The organism is Streptomyces sp. L2, assembly GCF_004124325.1.
Lineage (GTDB): Bacteria > Actinomycetota > Actinomycetes > Streptomycetales > Streptomycetaceae > Streptomyces.
The window spans coordinates 2,369,285-2,388,178 of the sequence record NZ_QBDT01000001.1 but is presented as its reverse complement, the minus strand read 5'-3'; the positions used below and the strand labels follow the sequence as shown (position 1 = coordinate 2,388,178).

The 18,894-nt window shown below is 71.6% G+C and carries 18 protein-coding genes and 1 riboswitch; of the genes, 11 read left to right on the top strand and 7 right to left on the bottom strand.

All coding sequences use genetic code 11. The annotated features are described in order from the left end of the window. Positions 1-58: 58 nt before the first annotated feature. Genes rsgA through DBP14_RS10035 form a run of 3 tightly spaced genes read right to left on the bottom strand, consistent with a single transcriptional unit; the run spans position 59 to position 3,170 of the window. Positions 59-1,069 carry a ribosome small subunit-dependent GTPase A gene (gene rsgA, locus DBP14_RS10045; protein ID WP_129306704.1) on the bottom strand — a complete coding sequence of 337 codons (1,011 nt, stop codon included), beginning with the start codon at positions 1,067-1,069 and terminating at the stop codon, positions 59-61. Positions 1,070-1,078: 9 nt separating this feature from the next. Beyond that, positions 1,079-2,419, bottom strand: a complete 1,341-nt coding sequence (aroA, locus tag DBP14_RS10040; RefSeq protein WP_129306702.1) for a 3-phosphoshikimate 1-carboxyvinyltransferase — start codon at positions 2,417-2,419, stop codon at positions 1,079-1,081. A gap of 28 nt (positions 2,420-2,447) precedes the next feature. After that, positions 2,448-3,170, bottom strand: coding sequence for a M50 family metallopeptidase (locus tag DBP14_RS10035; RefSeq protein WP_129306700.1), 723 nt, complete (start codon positions 3,168-3,170; stop codon positions 2,448-2,450). A gap of 51 nt (positions 3,171-3,221) precedes the next feature. Here DBP14_RS10035 and DBP14_RS10030 point away from each other — a divergent pair, with 51 nt between their 5' ends. The 10 genes from DBP14_RS10030 (at position 3,222) to DBP14_RS09985 (ending at position 13,345) form a co-directional block, all read left to right on the top strand. After that, the gene (locus tag DBP14_RS10030; protein WP_129306698.1) at positions 3,222-4,037 is read left to right on the top strand and encodes an SOS response-associated peptidase; all 816 of its coding nucleotides are present in this window, start codon (positions 3,222-3,224) and stop codon (positions 4,035-4,037) included. A 37-nt stretch (positions 4,038-4,074) separates the two neighbouring features. Continuing rightward, a complete protein-coding gene (locus DBP14_RS10025) occupies positions 4,075-4,704 on the top strand; it encodes an alpha/beta family hydrolase (protein ID WP_129306696.1) in 630 nt (209 codons plus the stop codon). 311 nt (positions 4,705-5,015) lie between these two features. Beyond that, on the top strand, positions 5,016-5,699 hold the full coding sequence (gene sigR / locus DBP14_RS10020; RefSeq protein ID WP_206739242.1) for an RNA polymerase sigma factor SigR: 684 nt from the start codon (positions 5,016-5,018) through the stop codon (positions 5,697-5,699). Further along, complete coding sequence (gene rsrA, locus DBP14_RS10015) at positions 5,696-5,998, top strand: mycothiol system anti-sigma-R factor (protein WP_129306695.1); 303 nt, start codon at positions 5,696-5,698, stop codon at positions 5,996-5,998. The genes sigR and rsrA overlap by 4 nt, the downstream gene beginning before the upstream one ends. Before the next feature lie 148 nt (positions 5,999-6,146). Then, positions 6,147-7,454, top strand: coding sequence for an HD-GYP domain-containing protein (locus DBP14_RS10010; RefSeq protein WP_129306693.1), 1,308 nt, complete (start codon positions 6,147-6,149; stop codon positions 7,452-7,454). Further along, a complete protein-coding gene (locus DBP14_RS10005; protein WP_129306691.1) occupies positions 7,451-8,680 on the top strand; it encodes an HD domain-containing protein in 1,230 nt (409 codons plus the stop codon). Before DBP14_RS10010 ends, DBP14_RS10005 begins: the two co-directional genes overlap by 4 nt. 157 nt (positions 8,681-8,837) lie before the next feature. Beyond that, positions 8,838-9,818, top strand: a complete 981-nt coding sequence (locus tag DBP14_RS10000) for a hypothetical protein (RefSeq protein WP_129306689.1) — start codon at positions 8,838-8,840, stop codon at positions 9,816-9,818. A 153-nt stretch (positions 9,819-9,971) separates the two neighbouring features. Further along, positions 9,972-10,622 (top strand): peptide deformylase, encoded by a 651-nt coding sequence (gene def, locus DBP14_RS09995; RefSeq protein ID WP_129306687.1) that lies wholly within the window; start codon positions 9,972-9,974, stop codon positions 10,620-10,622. Between the two features lie 270 nt (positions 10,623-10,892). Continuing rightward, entirely contained in the window at positions 10,893-11,978 is a 1,086-nt protein-coding gene (gene cyc1, locus DBP14_RS09990) for an epi-isozizaene synthase (RefSeq protein ID WP_129306686.1), read from the top strand. After that, positions 11,975-13,345 (top strand): cytochrome P450, encoded by a 1,371-nt coding sequence (locus DBP14_RS09985; RefSeq protein WP_129306684.1) that lies wholly within the window; start codon positions 11,975-11,977, stop codon positions 13,343-13,345. The genes cyc1 and DBP14_RS09985 overlap by 4 nt, the downstream gene beginning before the upstream one ends. A gap of 24 nt (positions 13,346-13,369) precedes the next feature. On the opposite strand, the gene DBP14_RS09980 is transcribed toward DBP14_RS09985, so the two are convergent. Then, positions 13,370-14,332, bottom strand: coding sequence for a helix-turn-helix domain-containing protein (locus DBP14_RS09980; protein WP_129306682.1), 963 nt, complete (start codon positions 14,330-14,332; stop codon positions 13,370-13,372). A gap of 93 nt (positions 14,333-14,425) precedes the next feature. Here DBP14_RS09980 and DBP14_RS09975 point away from each other — a divergent pair, with 93 nt between their 5' ends. Further along, positions 14,426-14,689 carry a hypothetical protein gene (locus DBP14_RS09975; RefSeq protein WP_241740858.1) on the top strand — a complete coding sequence of 88 codons (264 nt, stop codon included), beginning with the start codon at positions 14,426-14,428 and terminating at the stop codon, positions 14,687-14,689. Here DBP14_RS09975 and DBP14_RS09970 read toward each other — a convergent pair. The 3 genes from DBP14_RS09970 to DBP14_RS09960 all read right to left on the bottom strand — a co-directional run bounded on the left by DBP14_RS09970 (position 14,602) and on the right by DBP14_RS09960 (position 18,790). Continuing rightward, positions 14,602-15,615 carry a ribonucleotide-diphosphate reductase subunit beta gene (locus DBP14_RS09970; RefSeq protein ID WP_129306680.1) on the bottom strand — a complete coding sequence of 338 codons (1,014 nt, stop codon included), beginning with the start codon at positions 15,613-15,615 and terminating at the stop codon, positions 14,602-14,604. The genes DBP14_RS09975 and DBP14_RS09970 overlap by 88 nt on opposite strands. Continuing rightward, on the bottom strand, positions 15,615-17,966 hold the full coding sequence (locus DBP14_RS09965; protein ID WP_129306678.1) for a ribonucleoside-diphosphate reductase subunit alpha: 2,352 nt from the start codon (positions 17,964-17,966) through the stop codon (positions 15,615-15,617). Before DBP14_RS09965 ends, DBP14_RS09970 begins: the two co-directional genes overlap by 1 nt. Before the next feature lie 145 nt (positions 17,967-18,111). Continuing rightward, positions 18,112-18,206: riboswitch (cobalamin riboswitch) on the bottom strand. A gap of 77 nt (positions 18,207-18,283) precedes the next feature. Continuing rightward, complete coding sequence (locus tag DBP14_RS09960; RefSeq protein WP_129306676.1) at positions 18,284-18,790, bottom strand: GNAT family N-acetyltransferase; 507 nt, start codon at positions 18,788-18,790, stop codon at positions 18,284-18,286. Positions 18,791-18,894: the final 104 nt, after the last annotated feature.

Sequence of the window (18,894 nt, the reverse complement as noted above, 5' to 3'; positions counted from 1 at the left end):
TCCGGCTCGGTGCGATTATGCACTTGCCGGACCCGGGGCCCCGCAAACAACGCGGTGCTCAGTCGCCTTCCGTGCGCTCCCGCGTGGACAGCAGCCGGCGCAGCGAGTACAGCCGCGCGGGGTCCGCGTGCCCCTCCGCCACCCACGCGTCGAGCGCGCAGTCCGGCTCGTCGTGGCTGCACGCGCGCGGGCAGCCCTCGGTGCCCGGCTCCAGGTCCGGGAAGGCGTGGATCACCCGGGACGGGTCGATGTGGGCGAGCCCGAACGAACGGACGCCCGGGGTGTCGACGACCCAGCCGTCCCCGGCGCCCAGGGGGAGGGCGAGCGCGGACGTCGTGGTGTGCCGGCCGCGGCCCGTCACCGCGTTCACATGTCCCGTCGTACGGCGCCGCTCCTCGGGCACCAGCGCGTTCACCAGCGTCGTCTTGCCCACGCCGGAGTGCCCGACGAAGGCGGTGATCCTGCCGTCCAGGTGCTCGCGCACCCGGTCCGCCGCGCCACCGGTCTCCAGCTCCTCGCGGCTGGTGACGACGTACGGGATGTCCAGCGCGCCGTACAGCTCCAGCAGTTTGTCCGGCGGCGCCAGGTCCGACTTCGTCATCACCAGCAGCGGTTCCAGGCCGCCGTCGAAGGCCGCGACCAGACAGCGGTCGATCAGGCGCGGGCGCGGCTCGGGGTCGGCGAGGGCGGTGACGACGGCCAGCTGGTCGGCGTTGGCGACGACCACCCGCTCGTAGGGATCGTCGTCGTCGGCGGTACGGCGCAGCAGCGACGTCCGCTCCTCGATGCGCACGATCCGCGCCAGGGTGTCCTTCTTGCCGGACAGGTCGCCGACCAGGGCCACCCGGTCGCCCACCACGGCCGCCTTGCGGCCCAGTTCGCGGGCCTTCATCGCGAGGACCGTACGGTCCTCGACGAGGCAGGTCAGCCGGCCCCGGTCGACGGTGAGGACCATGCCCTCGGCCGCGTCCTCGTGCTTGGGCCGGATGTGCGTGCGCGGCCGGTTGCCCTTGCGGTTGGGGCGGCTGCGGATGTCGTCCTCGTCGGTGTGCTTGCCGTAGCGGCGCATGACCCGTCCCTACTGCCCGAGCATCCCGGTCCACAGGTCGGGGAAGTCGGGCAGCGTCTTCGCCGTCGTCGCCACGTTCTCGATCTGTACGCCGTCGACCGCCAGGCCGATGATCGCACCGGCGGTCGCCATACGGTGGTCCTCATAGGTGTGGAAGATCCCGCCGTGCAGCGCGCGCGGGCGGATGTGCAGGCCGTCGGCCGTCTCGGTGACGTCGCCGCCGAGTTCGTTGATCTCCTTGGTGAGCGCGGCCAGCCGGTCCGTCTCGTGCAGCCGCAGGTGCGCCACCCCGCGCAGCGTGGAGGGGGAGTCCGCGAGGGCGGCCACGGCGGCGATGCCCGGGGTCAGCTCGCCCACCTCGCCGAGGTCCACGTCGATGCCGTGGACGGCGCCGGAGCCGGTGAACTCCAGGCCGTACTCGGTCAGTTCGCAGGAACCGCCCATCTCGGTGAAGATCTCCCGCAGCCGGTCACCCGGCTGGGTGGTCCGGGCCGGCCAGTCCGGGATCAGCACCTTGCCGCCGGTGACCAGGGCGGCCGCCAGGAACGGCTGGGCGTTGGACAGGTCCGGCTCGATCGTCAGGTCCCGGCCGAGCACCGCGCCCGGCGTCACGCGCCACACGTTCGGCTCGCCGCCGGACTCCGGGGTGTCCACCTGGGCGCCGACGGCGCGCAGCATGTCCACCGTCATCCGGATGTGCGGCAGGGACGGCAGGGTCGCGCCGGTGTGCCGGACCTCGACGCCCTGGTTGAAGCGTGGGCCGGACAGCAGCAGCGCCGAGACGAACTGGGACGACGAGGAGGCGTCGATCGACACCGGCCCGCCGTCCAGGGCACCGCCGCCGTGCACGGTCAGCGGCAGCGCGCCCCGGCCGTCGTCGTCGATCCGCGCGCCGAGGGCGCGCAGCGCGTCGATCACGCCGTGCAGGGGACGCTCGTACGACCGCGGGTCGCCGTCGAACCGGATGGGGCCGTCGGCCAGGGCGGCCACCGGCGGCAGGAAGCGCATCACGGTGCCGGCGTTGCCGACGTCCACCGTGGCCGGGCCGTGCAGGCCCGTCGGCAGGACCCGCCAGGCCTCGCCGCTGCCGTTCGGGCCGCCCGCGACGGTGGAGCTGGACGAGACGGTCTCCTCGATCTCGACGCCCATCGCGCGCAGCGCACCCGCCATCAGCAGGGTGTCGCGGGAGCGCAGCGGGCGGCGCAGCCAGCCCGGCTCGGAGGCGAGGGCGGCCAGCACGAGGGCGCGGTTGGTGACCGACTTGGACCCCGGCACGTGGACGGTCGCGTCGACGGCTCCGCTCGCGAGCGGTGCGGGCCAGAGGGCGGTGTGGGCGGTGTTCGGGGCCATGGGGCCACTTTATAAGGAGCGGTCGCCGTCAACCTTCCAGCAGCCAGCGCCCTCCGCCGATCAGCGAGCACACGGACACCGCGTGGAACAGGAACAGCCACAGCCCCGCCGGTACGTGCGTGAGGCGGCCGAGTTGGTCGGCGTCCGAGTCCCCGGCACCCCCGCGGGACCGCTTGGCCTGCAGTTCGAACGCCGGACGCACCCCGCCGAACAGCAGGAACCACACCACCACGTAGGCGAACGCCGCCTGCACCTGCGGCCCCGCCAGCCACGACACCAGTAGGAACGCGCCGCCCGTCACGACGACCGTCAGCACCCCGTACGCGTTCCGGATCATCACCAGCATCACCACCAGCAAGGCCGTCGCCACCCACAGCAGCAGCGTGACGCGCCCGGCGGCGAGCAGGGCCGCGCCGCCCAGACCCAGCAGCGGCGGGGCCGTGTAACCGGCGGCCGCGGTGAGGATCATGCCGAGCCCATGCGGCTTGCCGCGGCTGACGGTGAGGCCGCTGGTGTCGGAGTGCAGGCGGATGCCGGTGAGCTGCCGGCCGGTGAGCAGCGCGACCAGCCCGTGCCCGCCCTCGTGCGCGATGGTGATCGCGTTGCGCGACAGGCGCCACAGCGGATGCGGTACGACGACGGCGAGCGCGGCGGCCAGCGTGACGAGCACCACCCACAGATCGGGGTCGGGCTGGGTGCCGGTGAGACGGTCCCAGAGATCGGGCAGCGCGGTGGCGGCTGTGCTGTCCATGTTCGTCGGTTGCTCCCTGTGCTCCGGACCGAGTCTGGCAGTGTGGCACGTATGTGCGGACGGTATGCATCCAGTCGTAGGCCCGAAGATCTCGCGGGAATCTTCGAGATCGAGAGGTGGGAACCCGAGGAGACCCTGGAACCGGACTACAACGTGGCTCCGACCAAGGAGGTCTACGCCGTTCTGGACCGTCCCCTGAAAGACGCGGACGCCCCGGCTCCGGTTCGCCAGCTGCGCAAGCTGAAGTGGGGGCTCGTCCCCTCCTGGGCCAAGTCGCCCGAGGGCGGCGCCCGGATGATCAACGCGCGCGCGGAGACCGTGCACGAGAAGCCGGCCTACCGTCGTGCCTTCGCCGCCCGGCGCTGCCTCCTCCCCGCCGACGGCTACTACGAGTGGGTCACCGGCCGGCAGGAGCGCGAACTGGAGGTCGAGGGCAAGAAGAAGCGGCCGCGCAAACAGCCGTACTTCGTGCTGCCCGCCGACGGCTCGGTGTTCGCGATGGCCGGGCTGTACGAGTTCTGGCGGGACCGGACCCTGCCCGATGATCATCCGCAGGCCTGGTGGGTGACCTGCTCGGTGATCACCACCGAGGCCGAGCAGACCCCGCTGGCCATCGCCCCCGCCGACGGCCCGCACGCCCTGGCGGACATCCACCCCCGGATGCCGCTGATGCTCACCCCGGACCGCTGGGACGCCTGGCTCGACCCCTCCCGCACCGACCCCGACGACCTGCGCGAACTGCTGGCCCCGCCCCCGCCCGGCCTGATGCGCGCCTTCCCGGTGTCCACGGCCGTCAGCAACGTCCGCAACAACGGCCCGGAGCTGATGAACGAGCTGACGGCACCGGAAGTCGGCACACTGTTCTGACGTGACAGACGTGACAGAAGAAGCCGCCGGGACCAGCGTGACAACGGAAACCGCGGACACCGACGCCGGAACCGCCCGCATCACCTGGCACCGGGCGGAGAAGGCCCGCCTCGTGCTAGCCGTCAGCCACGGCGCCGGCGGCGGCATCGAGGCCCGCGACCTCCAGGCCCTCGCCCGGACCCTCCCCGCGCACGGCGTGAGCGTCGCCCTCGTGGAACAGCCCTGGCGGGTCGCCGGCAAGAAGGTCGCACCCGCACCGAAGACCCTCGACACCGGCTGGCGCGGCATTTGGCCCGCGCTCGCCCGGCCGGGCCTGCCGGTGATCTCCGGTGGCCGCAGCGCCGGCGCCCGCGTCGCCTGCCGTACGGCCGGCGAACTCGGCGCCCACGCGGTGCTCGCCCTGAGCTTCCCGCTGCACCCGCCCGGCAAGCCGGAGAAGTCCCGCGCCGACGAGCTGCTCGGGGCAGGGGTGCCCACCCTGGTCGTCCAGGGCGGCAACGACCCCTTCGGCAGGCCGGACGAGTTCCCCGACGGACGGTTCGAGCTCACCGAGGTGCCGTACGGCGATCACGGCTTCACCGTCCCCAAGCGCGCGGAGATCACCCAGGACCGGGCCCTGGACCTCGTCACGGACGCCGTCACGCAGTGGATCGCGTCACTCGGGTAGCCCCCGGGAATGCCGGGCGGCGGCACGCTGTTGTGGCGGACAAGACGTGCTGAGGCACCGGCACCGACGTCGTAGGAGAGGAAGTCCGCCGCATGGGTTCGACCGCCTGCCCGCCCGTCACCCGCCACCACCCCGTGGACGGGCTACGCCCGGCGGCGCCTGATTCGCCCCGCAGCAGCCGTACCGACCTGGACTGGACGGTGCTGCACGCGGCCAAGACCGCGCCTATTCGAGGGGCGGCGGGGACGGATCGTCGTCTATCCTCCGATTCGAGTGGGGTCGGCTTCGGTCCCACGACCACACTGGAGGAGGTGGGTCCGGTTCCCGGTACCGACGCAGGGACCGACAACGGCCAGGCGGAGCTGCCCGAGGGCCGGGGCGACAGCCCGGAGTCGAGCGCGGAGCGCACCGCGCGCTTCGAACGGGACGCGCTCGAATTCCTCGACCAGATGTACTCGGCCGCGCTGCGCATGACGCGCAACCCGGCCGACGCCGAGGACCTGGTGCAGGAGACCTACGCCAAGGCGTACGCGTCCTTCCACCAGTTCCGCGAGGGCACCAACCTCAAGGCGTGGCTGTACCGGATCCTGACCAACACCTTCATCAACTCCTACCGCAAGAAGCAGCGCGAGCCCCAGCGCAGCGCGGCGGAGGAGATCGAGGACTGGCAGCTCGCGCGTGCCGAGTCGCACATGTCGACGGGTCTGCGCTCCGCCGAGTCGCAGGCGCTGGACCACCTGCCCGACTCGGACGTGAAGGAAGCGCTGCAGGCGATCCCCGAGGAGTTCCGCATCGCCGTCTACCTCGCGGACGTAGAGGGCTTTGCGTACAAGGAGATCGCGGACATCATGGGGACACCCATCGGTACGGTGATGTCCCGGCTGCACCGGGGCCGCCGCCAGCTGCGCGGCATGCTGGAGGACTACGCCCGTGAGCGCGGACTGGTCCCGGCCGGCGCGGGAGAGTCGAACGAAGCGAAAGGCTCGGGCTCATGAGCTGCGGAGAGCCGCACGAGACGGACTGCAGTGAGGTCCTCGACCATCTGTACGAGTTCCTCGACAGCGAGATGCCGGACGTCGATCGCGACAAGTTCCAGCACCACTTCGAGGAATGCTCGCCGTGCCTGGAGAAGTACGGCCTGGAGCAGGCCGTGAAGAAGCTGGTCAAGCGCTGCTGCGGGCACGACGACGTACCGGCCGACCTGCGCGCCAAGGTCATGGGGCGGCTCGACCTGATCCGCTCCGGCCAGGCCGTGCCGGACCACGACGTGACGGCCACACCCCAGGAGTCCTGAGCGCCGCTCCGGGAGTCCTGAGCGACCCCAGCCGGGGCCCCGCACGGGGACCCGTCACCCGAATGCGCTAATCCTCGGCTCATACGCCCCGCACCCCCGGTTCCCGTCCTAGGCTCCGAGCCTGACAGGCACGGTCGGGGGAGGTGCGATGGAGGCGGTTCCGGCACGCGCGCGCGCCTACGTGGCCTGTGTCGCCCTGCCGGCCGGCTGCTGCCTGTGGCCGCTCCCGGGCACCCACACGCGCTGGTGGGCGCTCGCGCTGCTCGCCGCGCTGTACGCGGCCTGCGAACACGTCGTACGACGCCGCGCCGGCGGCACGTTCTACCCCGTCCTGCTCGCCGGAGCCTTCCTGCTGCCCCCGCCGGCCGCCGCCCTCGTCCCGCTGCCCGCCGCCCTGCTCCCGCCGGCCGGACCCCGCGAGGCGCCCGTGCGGCGGGTGTGGCGGACCGCCGAACAGGTGCTCGCCGTCTGGGCCGCAGCCCGGGTGCACTGGGCGCTCGGCGGCCGGGACGCCGTCGTCGCGCCCGCCTTCCCGTACGTCCTCGTGCCCGCCGGCGCGGCCGTCCTCGCCTTCTGCCTGGTGCTCGCCGCACTCGACGGCGGCATCCTCGTGCTCGCCGTCGGCGTGCCGGCCCGGCGGGCCTGGCGCGGACTGCTCTCCCGCTCCCTCGCCCCGGTCGCCGTGCACGGACTCGCCGGACTGATGATGGCCGTGCTCTGGCGCAGCCCCTACGGCCCGGTCTCCGCGCTGCTCGTGTTGCTGCCGATGTGCGTCTCCTGCTGGGTGTTCGCCCAGTACCACCGCGAACGCGCCGCCCACCAGGCCACCATCCGCGCACTCGTCCAGGCCGTCGACATCAAGGACGGCTACACCCGCGGCCACAGCGAACGCGTCGGCCACGCCTCCGTGCTGATCGCCCGCGAACTCGGCATGGACGGCGAACGCGTCGAAGTGCTCCGCTTCGCCGGCATCCTGCACGACGTCGGGAAGCTCGGCGTGCCCACCCGGCTGCTCCGCAAGAACGGGCCGCTCACCCCCGAGGAACGGCGGATCATCGAACTCCACCCCGAGTACGGCCACGAGATGGTGCGCGGCATCTCCTTCCTCGGCGAGGCCCGCGCGGCGATCCTGCACCACCACGAACGGCTCGACGGCAGCGGCTACCCGTACGGCCTCGTCGGCACCCAGATCCCCGAGTGCGCCCGGATCGTCGCCGTCGCCGACGTCTTCGACGCCATGACCTCCACCCGCTCCTACAGCCGCGCCCGGCCCGTCGAGACGGCGCTCGCCGAACTGGAGCGGTGCGCCGGGACCCAGTTCGACCCGCGCGTGGTCACCGCCCTCACCCGCGCCCTCGACCGGTACGGCTGGCACCCCGCCGTCACCGCCGACGAGCCGCCGGGCGCCGTTCCCGCGGCGCGCGCGGACACCAGCACCACCGGGGCACCCCGGTGACGCCGCTGCGGCTCATCCACGCCTGCGCCGCGCTCACGGCCGCCGCCTGCCTCGCCGCCGTCCTGTGGTGCGGCGTCGAGCAGGGCGGCATCGCGCTCGCCTTCGGCGTGCTCATCGCCGTCGGCGAGCTGACCCGCTGGACCGGGGACCGGCCCCGTCAGGCCGCGCCCCTCGGCACCGCCGGCTCGCTGTCGTACGCGCTGCTGGGCGCCGACGCCGGACAGCCCACCCTGCACGGCGCGACCCAGGTGGTCACTGTCGTCCTCGCCGCCTCCCTGCTCGGCAGCGTGCCGCACATCTGGCGCGGCAGCAGCCCGACCCTCGACCATCTCGCCCGCCGCGTCCTCACCGTCGGCTTCGCCGCCGTCTGCTTCCAACCCCTCTACAACCGGGGCGGGTTCGACCGCTGGAGCGGTCACGCCTACGCCCTGCTGCTCGTCGCGCTCCTGCTGCTCACCGCCCTGTGCGACGCCGTGCTCGCCGCCGCCCTCGCCCACTCCCGCACGCGCTGGCCGTTCCTCCCGCTGCTCCGCGACGAACTGCGCGGGCTGTACGGCATCGGGTCCGCCGTGTGCGCCACCGGCGCCGTCATCGCGCTCGGGGTCGCCGTCGTCGGCCTCTGGGCCCTGCCAGTGTTCTGCCTGCCCCTGCTGCTCACCCAGCTGTCGATCCGCCGGTACGCCGCCGTACGCGCCACCTACCGGCAGACCATCGCGTCCCTCGCGCGGGCCACCGAGATAGCCGGCTACACCCCCACCGGGCACGCCCGCCGCGTCGCCGCCCTCGGCCTGGCCGTCGGCCGGGACCTGGGCCTGAGCCGGCCCGAACTGACCGTCCTGGAGTACGCGGCCCTCATGCACGACATCGGCCAGCTCAGCCTCCTCGACCCGGTCCCGGCCGGGGCCACCGCCGGCCTCCCGGCGCAGGAGCAGCGCCGCATCGCGCTCCTCGGCGGCGCGGTCGTACGGCAGACCGGGGTGGACGCCGAGGTCGCCGTCGTCGTGGAGCGGCAGGCCGACCCCTACCGGGAGCAGCCGGTCGCCGCGCGGATCGTGCGCGCGGTGAACGCCTACGAGGAGAAGGCCCGCGACGCCGACCCCGAGGGACCCCTGACGGCCCTGGAGGAGCTGCGCCTGGCCACCGCCGCGGATTACGCTCCGGACGTCGTGGACGCACTGGCCCGCGTCCTCGCCCGGGACCGGCTGACCATGCCGCGGGCGGGGTAGTCCCATGGGAGCAGGCACGGTGGCCCGTGGGAGCAGGCTGGGTAACCCATGGGTAATGAGCGCCCGTCCCGTCGTACGTGGTTGGATGCGAGGGAGATGGTGTTCGGGGGCACAAGCCAGCCCAAGGTGTGGAAACTGGAACTGGCAGGCGGGAATCGTGAGGATCTTCGGCAAGGGACGGCACCGGCCCTCCGCCTCCTGGCGGCAGGCCACCGACCGGGCGTTCACGCTCATCGGCGACGGCCGGTACGAGGACGCGGGCGAGCTGCTGACCCGCGCCGCCGACCTGGAACCCTGGCTGTCGGAGTCCTGGTTCAACCTGGCGCTGCTGCACAAGTTCCGGCACGACTGGGAGCAGGCGCGCGCCGCCGGACTGCGCGCGGTCGCTCTGCTCGACCGGGAGGCCGGCGCCCCCGACTGGTGGAACGTGGGCATCGCCGCGACCGCCCTGCAGGACTGGCCGCTGGCCCGCCGCGCCTGGCAGGCGTACGGCCTCAAGGTGCCCGGTGGGACCACCGCGCCCGGTGAGCCCCTCGGCATGGACCTGGGCAGCGCGGCCGTACGGCTGTCCCCGGAGGGCGAGGCCGAGGTCGTGTGGGGCCGCAGGCTGGACCCCGCGCGGATGGAGGTGCTGTCCATCCCGCTGCCCTCCTCCGGGCGCCGCTGGGGAGAGGTCGTGCTGCACGACGGGGTCCCGCACGGCGAGCGCACGACGTCCGCCGGGCACACCTACCCGGTGTTCGACGAGATCGAGCTGTGGGCGCCCTCGCCCGTGCCGACCTGGGTGGTGCTGCTGGAGGCGGCGACCGAGGCGGACCGCGACGCGCTGGAGCAGCTGGCGGCCGACGCCGGGTTCGCGGCGGAGGACTGGTCGTCCTCGGTGCGGCTGCTGTGCCGGATGTGCAGCGAGTCCCGGATGCCGTCGGACGAGGGCGACGGGGTGCACCTGGACCCCCACGACCACAGTGAGCCGGGGCATCCGGGGCCGCTGGGGCACCGCACGGACGGGCAGCTGTGGGTTCCTGAGCGGGAGTGCGGGGTGGCTGCGCCGGCTTCGCTGGTTCGGGGGTTGCTGGATGGGTGGGTGGCGGATAGTCCTGACTCCCGGGACTGGCGGGATCTCGAAGAGGTTTGCTGAGCTTTCGATGCCGGGTGCGGCGCCGTCGTGGTTGGTCGCGCCCACGCGGCGGAGCCGCACATCGGCACAGTCCCGCGCCCCTATGGGGCGCGTCCACGTACCCTGTATCAGCAACTTCACCTCGTTTTTTGTGCAGGAAGGCGTACGTCGGTCATGGCGCAGCAGGACACCGATCAGCAGCACGTGGGCGTGCTCCCCGTGGATGACGAGGGGTACGTCGTCGACACGGAGGACTGCGAGGAGCGCGAGGCCGGCTGGCGGGAGCGTGGCACCTCGCGGCCGATCACGGTCGTCGGCAACCCGGTGCTGCACACGGAGTGCGGGGACGTCACCGAGTTCGGCGAGGAGCTTCAGCAGCTGGTCGCCGACATGTTCGCCAGCCAGCGCACCGCCGAGGGCGTGGGTCTGGCCGCCAACCAGATCGGCGTCGGTCTGAAGGTCTTCGTCTACGACTGCCAGGACGACAACGGCGCCCGGCACGTCGGCGTGGTCTGCAACCCCAGGCTGGTCGACCTGCCGGCCGAGCGGCGCAGCCTCGACGACAGCAACGAGGGCTGCCTGTCCGTCCCGACGGCGTACGCCCCGCTCGCGCGTCCCGACTACGCCGAGGTGACCGGCCAGGATGAGAAGGGCAACCCGGTCAAGGTGCGCGGCACCGGGTACTTCGCGCGCTGTTTGCAGCACGAGACCGACCACCTCTACGGCTACCTGTACATCGACCGGCTGTCCAAGCGCGACCGCAAGGACGCGCTGCGGCAGATGGCCGAGAACGAGCCACGCTACCCCGTGGTCGCCAACGACTAGCGGACACGTGTGACGCCGGGGCGCCCGGCCGGGATCCCTCCCGGCCGGGCGCCTTCGTACTGCCGGGCCGGGCGGGTCAGTTCCGTACCCCTGGGGCTCGTTAATCAGTCACACAAGGGGGGTTTCTCGGCACCTTGGGGTAGTGAGTGGAGCAAATCCGTTCCCAGACCGGTCAGTTGTGGTGCTGAATGTAAGTGCGGGGATACGCAACGCGCACGTCCGGCACAGCGGTAGGGGTGTGCGCTCCTGGCGGCTGAGAGGGGTTTGTACGTGCATGCTTTCCCACACGGCACCACATCGACGCCTACGACGGCGGTAGTCCCACCCTCGCTGGCACTCCCGGTGATCGAGTCCGCCTTTCCTCGGCAACTGCACCCGTATTGGCCCAAGTTGCAGGAGAAGACCCGGCTGTGGCTGCTCGAAAAGCGGCTCATGCCGGCGGACAAGGTGGAGGAATATGCCGACGGTCTGTGCTACACGGACCTCATGGCGGGGTACTACCTGGGCGCCCCCGACGACGTCCTGCAGGCCATCGCCGACTACAGCGCCTGGTTCTTCGTCTGGGACGACCGGCACGACCGCGACATCGTGCACGGCCGGGCGGCGGACTGGCGGCGGCTCAGGTACCGGCTGCACACCGCGCTCGACGCCCCCCGGCACCACCTGCGCCACCCGGACCCGCTGGTCGCCGGGTTCGCGGACGGCGTGCTGCGGCTGTACGGCTTCCTGCCGCACACCTGGGGCCGCCGCTTCGCCCGGCACTTCCACGCGGTGATCGAGGCGTACGACCGCGAGTTCCGCAACCGCGTCGAGGGCTACATACCCGGAGTCGAGGAATACCTCGCCCTGCGGCGCCTGACCTTCGCGCACTGGATATGGACGGACCTGCTGGAGCCGAGCGCCGGGTGCGAACTCCCGGACGCCGTGCGGAAACACCCGGCATATCGCCGTCCGGCGTTGCTCAGCCAGGAATTCGCCGCCTGGTACAACGACCTCTGCTCGCTGCCGAAGGAAATAGCGGGCGACGAGGTGCACAATCTCGGAATCAGCCTCGTCACCCATGAGGGAATGACCCTGGAAGAAGCCGTGGACGCGGTACGGCGCCGGGTCGAGGAATGCATCAGCGAATTCCTGGACGCGGAACAGGACGCGTTACTCTTCGCCGACCGTCTCGCCGACGGCACGGTGTACGGAAAGGAACTGAGCGCCGCCGTGCGCGCCTGCGTCGGCAATATGCGGAACTGGTTCAGCTCCGTCTACTGGTTCCACCACGAGTCCGGCCGGTACATGGTCGACAGCTGGGACGACCGGTCCACGCCCCCGTACGTCAACAACGAAGCGGCAGGTGAGAAATGACCGTCGAGTCTGTGAAGCCCGTGACCGAGGAGACGTGCGCACCGCGGGAGGCGCCCCTCGCGGGCGGCGCGGTGCCGGTCCTCGGACACGGCCTGAAACTGGTCCGCGACCCGCTCGCCTTCATGTCCGGGCTGCGGGAGCACGGGGACGTCGTGCGCCTGAAACTCGGCCCCAAGACGGTGTACGCGGTCACCACGCCGGAGCTGACCGGCGCGCTCGCGCTCAGCACCGATTACAAGATCGACGGACCGCTGTGGGAGTCGCTGGAGGGCCTGCTCGGCAAGGAGGGCGTGGCCACCGCCAACGGGCCGCGCCACCGGCGCCAGCGGCGCACCATCCAGCCGGCGTTCCGGCAGGACGCGATCCCCGCGTACGGGCCGGTCATGGAGGAGGAGGCGCACGCGCTGACCGAGCGCTGGCGGCCGGGGGAGACCATCGACTGCACCTCCGAGTCGTTCCGGGTCGCCGTGCGGATCGCGGCCCGCTGCCTGCTGCGCGGCGAGTACATGGACGAGCGGGCCGAGCGGCTGAGCGTCGACCTCGCGACCGTCTTCCGCGGGATGTACCGCCGGATGGTGATCCCGCTCGGGCCGCTGTACCGGCTGCCGTTCCCGGCCAACCGCGAATTCAACCGGGCACTGGCCGATTTGCATCTGCTGGTCGACGAGATCGTCGCCGAGCGCAGGGCATCTGGTCAAAAGCCGGACGATTTGCTGACGGCATTGCTGGCGGCGAAGGACGACAATGGCGAGCCCATCGGGGAACAGGAGATCCACGACCAGGTGGTCGCGATACTCACCCCGGGAAGCGAAACAGTCGCCTCCACGATCATGTGGCTGCTGGAGGTGCTCGCGGCACATCCTGAACACGCCGAGAAGGTGCGCGCCGAGGTCGAATCCGTGACCGGCGGCCAACCCGTCGGATTCGAGCACGTGCGCCGGCTCACGCACACCAACAATGTCGTCGTCGAGGCGATGCGGTTGCGTCCCGCCGTATGGATTCTCACGCGGCGGGCGGTGACCGACACCGCGCTCGGTGGCTATCGCATTCCGGCCGGGGCGGACATCGTCTACAGCCCGTACGCCGTCCAGCGCGACCCCCGCTCGTACGCCCGCCACCTCGACTTCGACCCGGACCGCTGGCTGCCCGAGCGGGCGGGGGAGGTGCCGAAGTACGCGATGAGCCCGTTCAGCGTGGGCAACCGCAAGTGCCCCAGCGACCACTTCTCGATGACCCAGCTGAGCCTGATCACCGCGGCGGTCTCGGCGAAGTACCGGTTCGAGCAGGTCGGCGGATCGAACGACAGCACCCGGGTGGGCATCACGCTGCGGCCGCACAAGCTGCTGCTGACGGCGCGGCCCTGGTAGGCGCCCATGCCCGCCGGCGCGTGTTCAGGCGGCCCGCGGGCCCCGGAACGCGCGCCGGTAGGCCTGCGGGGTGGTGCCGAGCACGCCGACGAAGTGGTGGCGCAGCGCGGCCGCCGTACCGAAGCCGGTCCGCCCGGCGATCGCGTCCACGGTCTCGTCCGTCCGCTCCAGCAACTCCTGCGCCAGCAGCACCCGCTGGCGCAGGATCCAGCGGTACGGGGTGGTCCCCGTCTCCTGCTGGAACCGGCGGGCGAAGGTGCGCGGGGCCATGTGGGCGCGGGCGGCCAACTGGTCGACGGTGACCTCCTGGTCGAGGTTCCCCTCCATCCAGGCGAGCACCTCCCCGACGGTGTCGCACGGCCCCTTGGGTAGCGGCCGCTCGATGTACTGCGCCTGCCCGCCGTCCCGGTGCGGCGGTACGACCATCCGCCGGGCGATCTTGTTGGCCACCTCCGGGCCCTGCTCCTTGCGCACCAGGTGCAGACAGGCGTCGATCCCGGCGGCGGTGCCGGCGGACGTGATCACCGGGTCCTCGTCGACGTACAGCACGTCCGGCTCGACCTCGACCCGCGGGAAGCGCCGGGCGAGCTGTTCGGCGTGGTGCCAGTGCACCGCGCAGCGCCGCCCGTCCAGCAGGCCGGCGGCGGCCAGCACGAACACCCCGGAGCAGACGCTGAGCACCCGCGCCCCGCGGCCGACGGCCCGCCGCAGCGCGTCCAGCATCTCCTCCGGGTACTCCCGCGTCGCGTACGTGTCACCGGCCGGCACCGCGATCAGATCGGCCTCCTCCAGCCGCTCCAGTCCGTGCGGCGTGTGCACGGTGAACCCGCAGTGAGTGCCCAGGGCGGGGCCCTCGGCACTCACCACGGCGAAGTCGTACACCGGCAGCCCCTCGTCGCTCCGGTCGATCCCGAACACCTCGCACACCACACCCAGCTCGAACGGGTGCACCCCGTCCAGCAGCACCGCGGCCACGTTCTTCAGCATGCCCCCAGTGTGCCCCACTGCTGGCAGTTATTCGATGGTGTACGGCAGTCCTGCCACTCCCCGTCGGAGGCGTCCCGCACGACAGTGGTGTCCATGAACGGAAACCAGATCCAGGCCCTCGTCGGAATGCTCGCCACCTTCGCCCTCCTGGCCTTCATCGCCCTCCCCTCCTTCCTCGGCCTCCTGCACGAGAAGCGCATCGACCGCGAACTGAGGGAGGCACAGGAGAGGCACGGCGGCGAGCCCCGGCACCCTGAGCAGCAGAAGGCTCAGAAGTCCTCGTCCAGGTCGACCGTCCCCTCGACCGCCACCTGGTACGCGGAGGGGCGGCGTTCGAAGAAGTTGGTCAGTTCTTGAACGCCCTGCAGCTCCATGAAGGAGAAGGGGTTCTCCGAGCCGTACACCGGGGGGAAGCCGAGGCGGGTGAGGCGCTGGTCGGCGACGCACTCCAGGTACTGGCGCATCGAGTCGGTGTTCATGCCGGGCAGGCCGTCGCCGCACAGGTCGCGGGCGAACTGCAGCTCCGCCTCGACGGCTTCCCGGAGCATGTCGGTGACCTGCTGCTGGAGCCGGTCGTCGAACAGGTCAGGCTCCTCCTTGCGGACCGTGTCGACCACGTCGAAGGCGAAGCTCATGTGCATGGTCTCGTCGCGGAACACCCAGTTGGTGCCCGTGGCGAGGCCGTGCAGCAGACCCCGGCTGCGGAACCAGTAGACGTACGCGAAGGCGCCGTAGAAGAACAGGCCCTCGATGCACGCGGCGAAGCAGATGAGGTTGAGCAGGAAGCGGCGGCGGTCCGCCTTCGACTCCAGGCGGTCGATCTTCTCGACCGAGTCCATCCACGTGAAGCAGAACTCCGCCTTCTCGCGGATGGACGGGATGTTCTCCACGGCCGCGAACGCGGCGGCCCGGTCCTCCGGGTCGGGGAGGTACGTGTCGAGCAGCGTCAGATAGAACTGGACGTGCACGGCCTCCTCGAAGAGCTGGCGGGAGAGGTAGAGCCGCGCCTCGGGGGAGTTGATGTGCTTGTACAGGGTCAGCACGAGGTTGTTCGCGACGATCGAGTCGCCCGTCGCGAAGAACGCCACCAGACGGCCGATCAGATGCTGTTCGGCGGGCGTCATCTTCGCCAGGTCGGCCACGTCCGAGTGGAGGTCGACCTCCTCCACGTGCCAGGTGTTCTTGATGGCGTCCCGGTAGCGCTCGTAGAAGTCCGGGTAGCGCATGGGGCGCAGCGTCAGCTCGAAGCCCGGGTCGAGCAGGTTCGTGTTGCGGGAAGTCATTACTGGCAGGCCTCGCAGGACTCGGGGTTTTCCAGGGAACAGGCGACCGCCTCGGGGTCGGCGGCCTGCTGCACGGGCACGGTCGCCCGCGCGGCCCGGGCGATGCGCGTCGCCGGGCGGGAACGCAGGTAGTACGTCGTCTTCAGGCCCTGTTTCCAGGCGTACGCGTACATCGAGGAGAGCTTGCCGATCGTCGGCGTCTGAAGGAACAGGTTCAGGGACTGCGCCTGGTCCAGATACGGGGTGCGGGCCGCGGCCATGTCGATCAGGCCGCGCTGCGGGATCTCCCACGCCGTGCGGTACAGCCGCCGCACGTCCTCGGGGATCCACGCGAAGTCCTGCACCGAGCCGTTCGCCTCGCGCAGCGCCTCCCGGGTGCGGGCGTCCCAGACGCCGAGGTCCTTCAGGTCCCGCACCAGGTAGGAGTTGACCTGCAGGAACTCACCCGACAGCGTCTCGCGTTTGAACAGGTTGGACACCTGCGGCTCGATGCACTCGTACACGCCCGCGATGGAGGCGATCGTCGCGGTGGGCGCGATCGCGAGGAGCAGCGAGTTGCGCAGACCGACCCGCGCGATCCGCTCGCGCAGCGCCGCCCAGCGCTCCGGCCAGGTCCGCTCGGTGTCGTAGTGGTCGGGGTGCAGGACCCCGCGGGCGGTACGGGTCCTGTCCCAGGCCGGGAGCGGGCCGTTGCGCTCGGCGAGGTCGGCGGACGCCTCGTACGCGGCGAGCATGATCCGCTCCGCGATCCGGGTGGACAGCGCCCGCGCCTCGGGGGAGTCGAAGGGCAGACGCAGCTTGAAGAAGACGTCCTGGAGGCCCATCGCGCCGAGGCCGACCGGACGCCAGCGCGCGTTCGAGCGGCCCGCCTGCTCGGTCGGGTAGAAGTTGATGTCGACGACCCGGTCGAGGAAGGTGACGGCCGTGCGGACCGTCTCGTCCAGCCGCGCCCAGTCGATGTCCCCGCCGGCCACGAACGCGCCCAGGTTCACCGAACCCAGGTTGCAGACCGCCGTCTCCCCGTCGTCGGTGACCTCCAGGATCTCCGTGCACAGGTTGGAGGAGTGGATGACGTGGCCCGGCTCGGCCGTCTGGTTGGCGGTGCGGTTGGCGGCGTCCTTGAACGTCATCCAGCCGTTGCCGGTCTGCGCGAGCGTCCGCATCATGCGGCCGTACAGCTCACGGGCCGGCATGGTCTTCTTCGCGAGCCCCTTCGCCTCGGCCGCGCGGTAGGCCGCGTCGAACTCCGCACCCCACAGGTCGACCAGCTCCGGAACGTCCGCCGGGGAGAACAGCGACCAGGGCCCGTCGGCGTCCACCCGGCGCATGAACTCGTCCGGCACCCAGTGCGCGAGGTTCAGGTTGTGCGTACGGCGGGCGTCCTCACCGGTGTTGTCCCGCAGCTCCAGGAACTCCTCGATGTCGGAGTGCCAGGTCTCCAGGTATACCGCCGCCGCGCCCTTGCGCCGGCCGCCCTGGTTCACCGCGGCCACGGAGGCGTCGAGGGTCTTCAGGAACGGCACGATCCCGTTGGAGTGCCCGTTGGTGCCCCGGATCAGCGAACCCCGCGAACGGATCCGGGAGTACGACAGCCCGATGCCGCCGGCGTGCTTGGAGAGGCGGGCGACCTGGTGGTAGCGGTCGTAGATGGAGTCCAGTTCGTCCAGCGGGGAGTCGAGGAGGTAGCACGACGACATCTGGGGGTGCCGGGTGCCGGAGTTGAACAGAGTGGGGGAGGAGGGCAGGTAGTCGAGGCGGCTCATGAGGCCGTAGAGCGCGGCGACCTCGTCCACCGACCGGGCCGTGTCGTCCTCGGCCAGCCCGCTCGCCACGCGCAGCATGAAGTGCTGGGGCGTCTCGATGACGCGCCGGGTGATCGGGTGCCGGAGCAGGTAGCGGCTGTGCAGGGTGCGCAGGCCGAAGTAGCCGAACCGGTCGTCGGCGGCCGGGTCGGCCAGCGCGTCCAGCCGCTGGGCGTGCAGCCGCACGAACTCGGCGGTGCGGTCGGCGATGAGCCCCTCGCGGTGACCGACGGCCACGGACCCGGTGAAGGAGGTCACGCCCTGCGAGGCGGCCTCGGCGCGGATCGCGAGGGTCAGCAGCCTGGCCGCCAGCTTCGAGTAGGCGGGGTCCTCGGAGATGAGGCCGGCGGCGGCCTCCGTGGCCAGCTCCCGCAACTCCGCCTCGTCCGCGTGCGCCGACCGGCCGCGCAGCGCGGCGGCGGCGACCCGGCCGGGGTCGGCGTCGGGGAGGTCGGCGGTCAGCTCGGTCAGGGTCCGCAGCAGCGCGGCACCGGGACCGTCGGTCTTCAGTTCGGTGACTGAAGCCGGGTCGGCTGGCGCGATGGTCACGTGGGGCTCTCCCTCGCTCGGCACGGGGCTTTGCGGAGGGCAAGGGGCAGCGCGAGCGCGCACGGCGCCGCGTCCGCCGGCCCACTCCACGAGGCCCGGACGACTCTGGACACCCGGACCGGACGGACCGGGCGCGCTGTCGGCAGGTCCTCGGACTGACTCCTGCGCGCGGCCTTCCTACGGAACAGACACGCACAAGTACACCGTTGCGGGACAGTTCCGGATTCGCACCGGATTCCCCTGCGGCGACAGCGAGCATGAGCATACATCTTGTGCCGGGCTGTGGTGTCACCCCCAGATGTTGTGTTGCACCGGCTTCATAGCGTCAACTTGTAGGTGAGGAGCGTGAAGTCGTCCAGGTGCGGCACGGGATTCCAGTCCCGCTCGGGTGTGCGTACGAAGCCCAGACGTTCGTAGATGCGGTGCGCGGTGTGCATGGCCCGCTGGGTCGACAGCACGACGGCCGTGCAGCCGGGGATGGCCCTCGCCCGGTCCAGGCAGGCACGCACCAGCGCCTCGCCGGCGCCCCGGCCGCGCGCCTCGGCGGCGACGGCGAGCGCCCTGATCTCGGCCTCGCCGGGGCGCGCGATGTCGGCGACGGGTCCTCCGGACGGGACGAAGGCGATGCCGCCGAGGAGGTGGTCGCCGGCGACGGCGACGAGGACCTCGGCGTGGGCCGCGCGGGCCGCCACGTCCTTGAGCACCGGCAGGTACGGGTCGCTCTCGCCGTAGTCGAGGAGGCCGTCGTCCAGGTAGGCGCGGCCGGTGATCTCTCCGAGAGCTGCGTATTCGGTTGGATCGGCGGGGCGGATCTGTATGTCCATGCCGGTCAGTGTGTACGACAGTGGGCCGCCGTCGCTGGTGCGTTTCGGCGGCCCGCTGCGGGTCGTTCTGGGCTGGTCGCGCCCACGCGGCGGAGCCGCACATT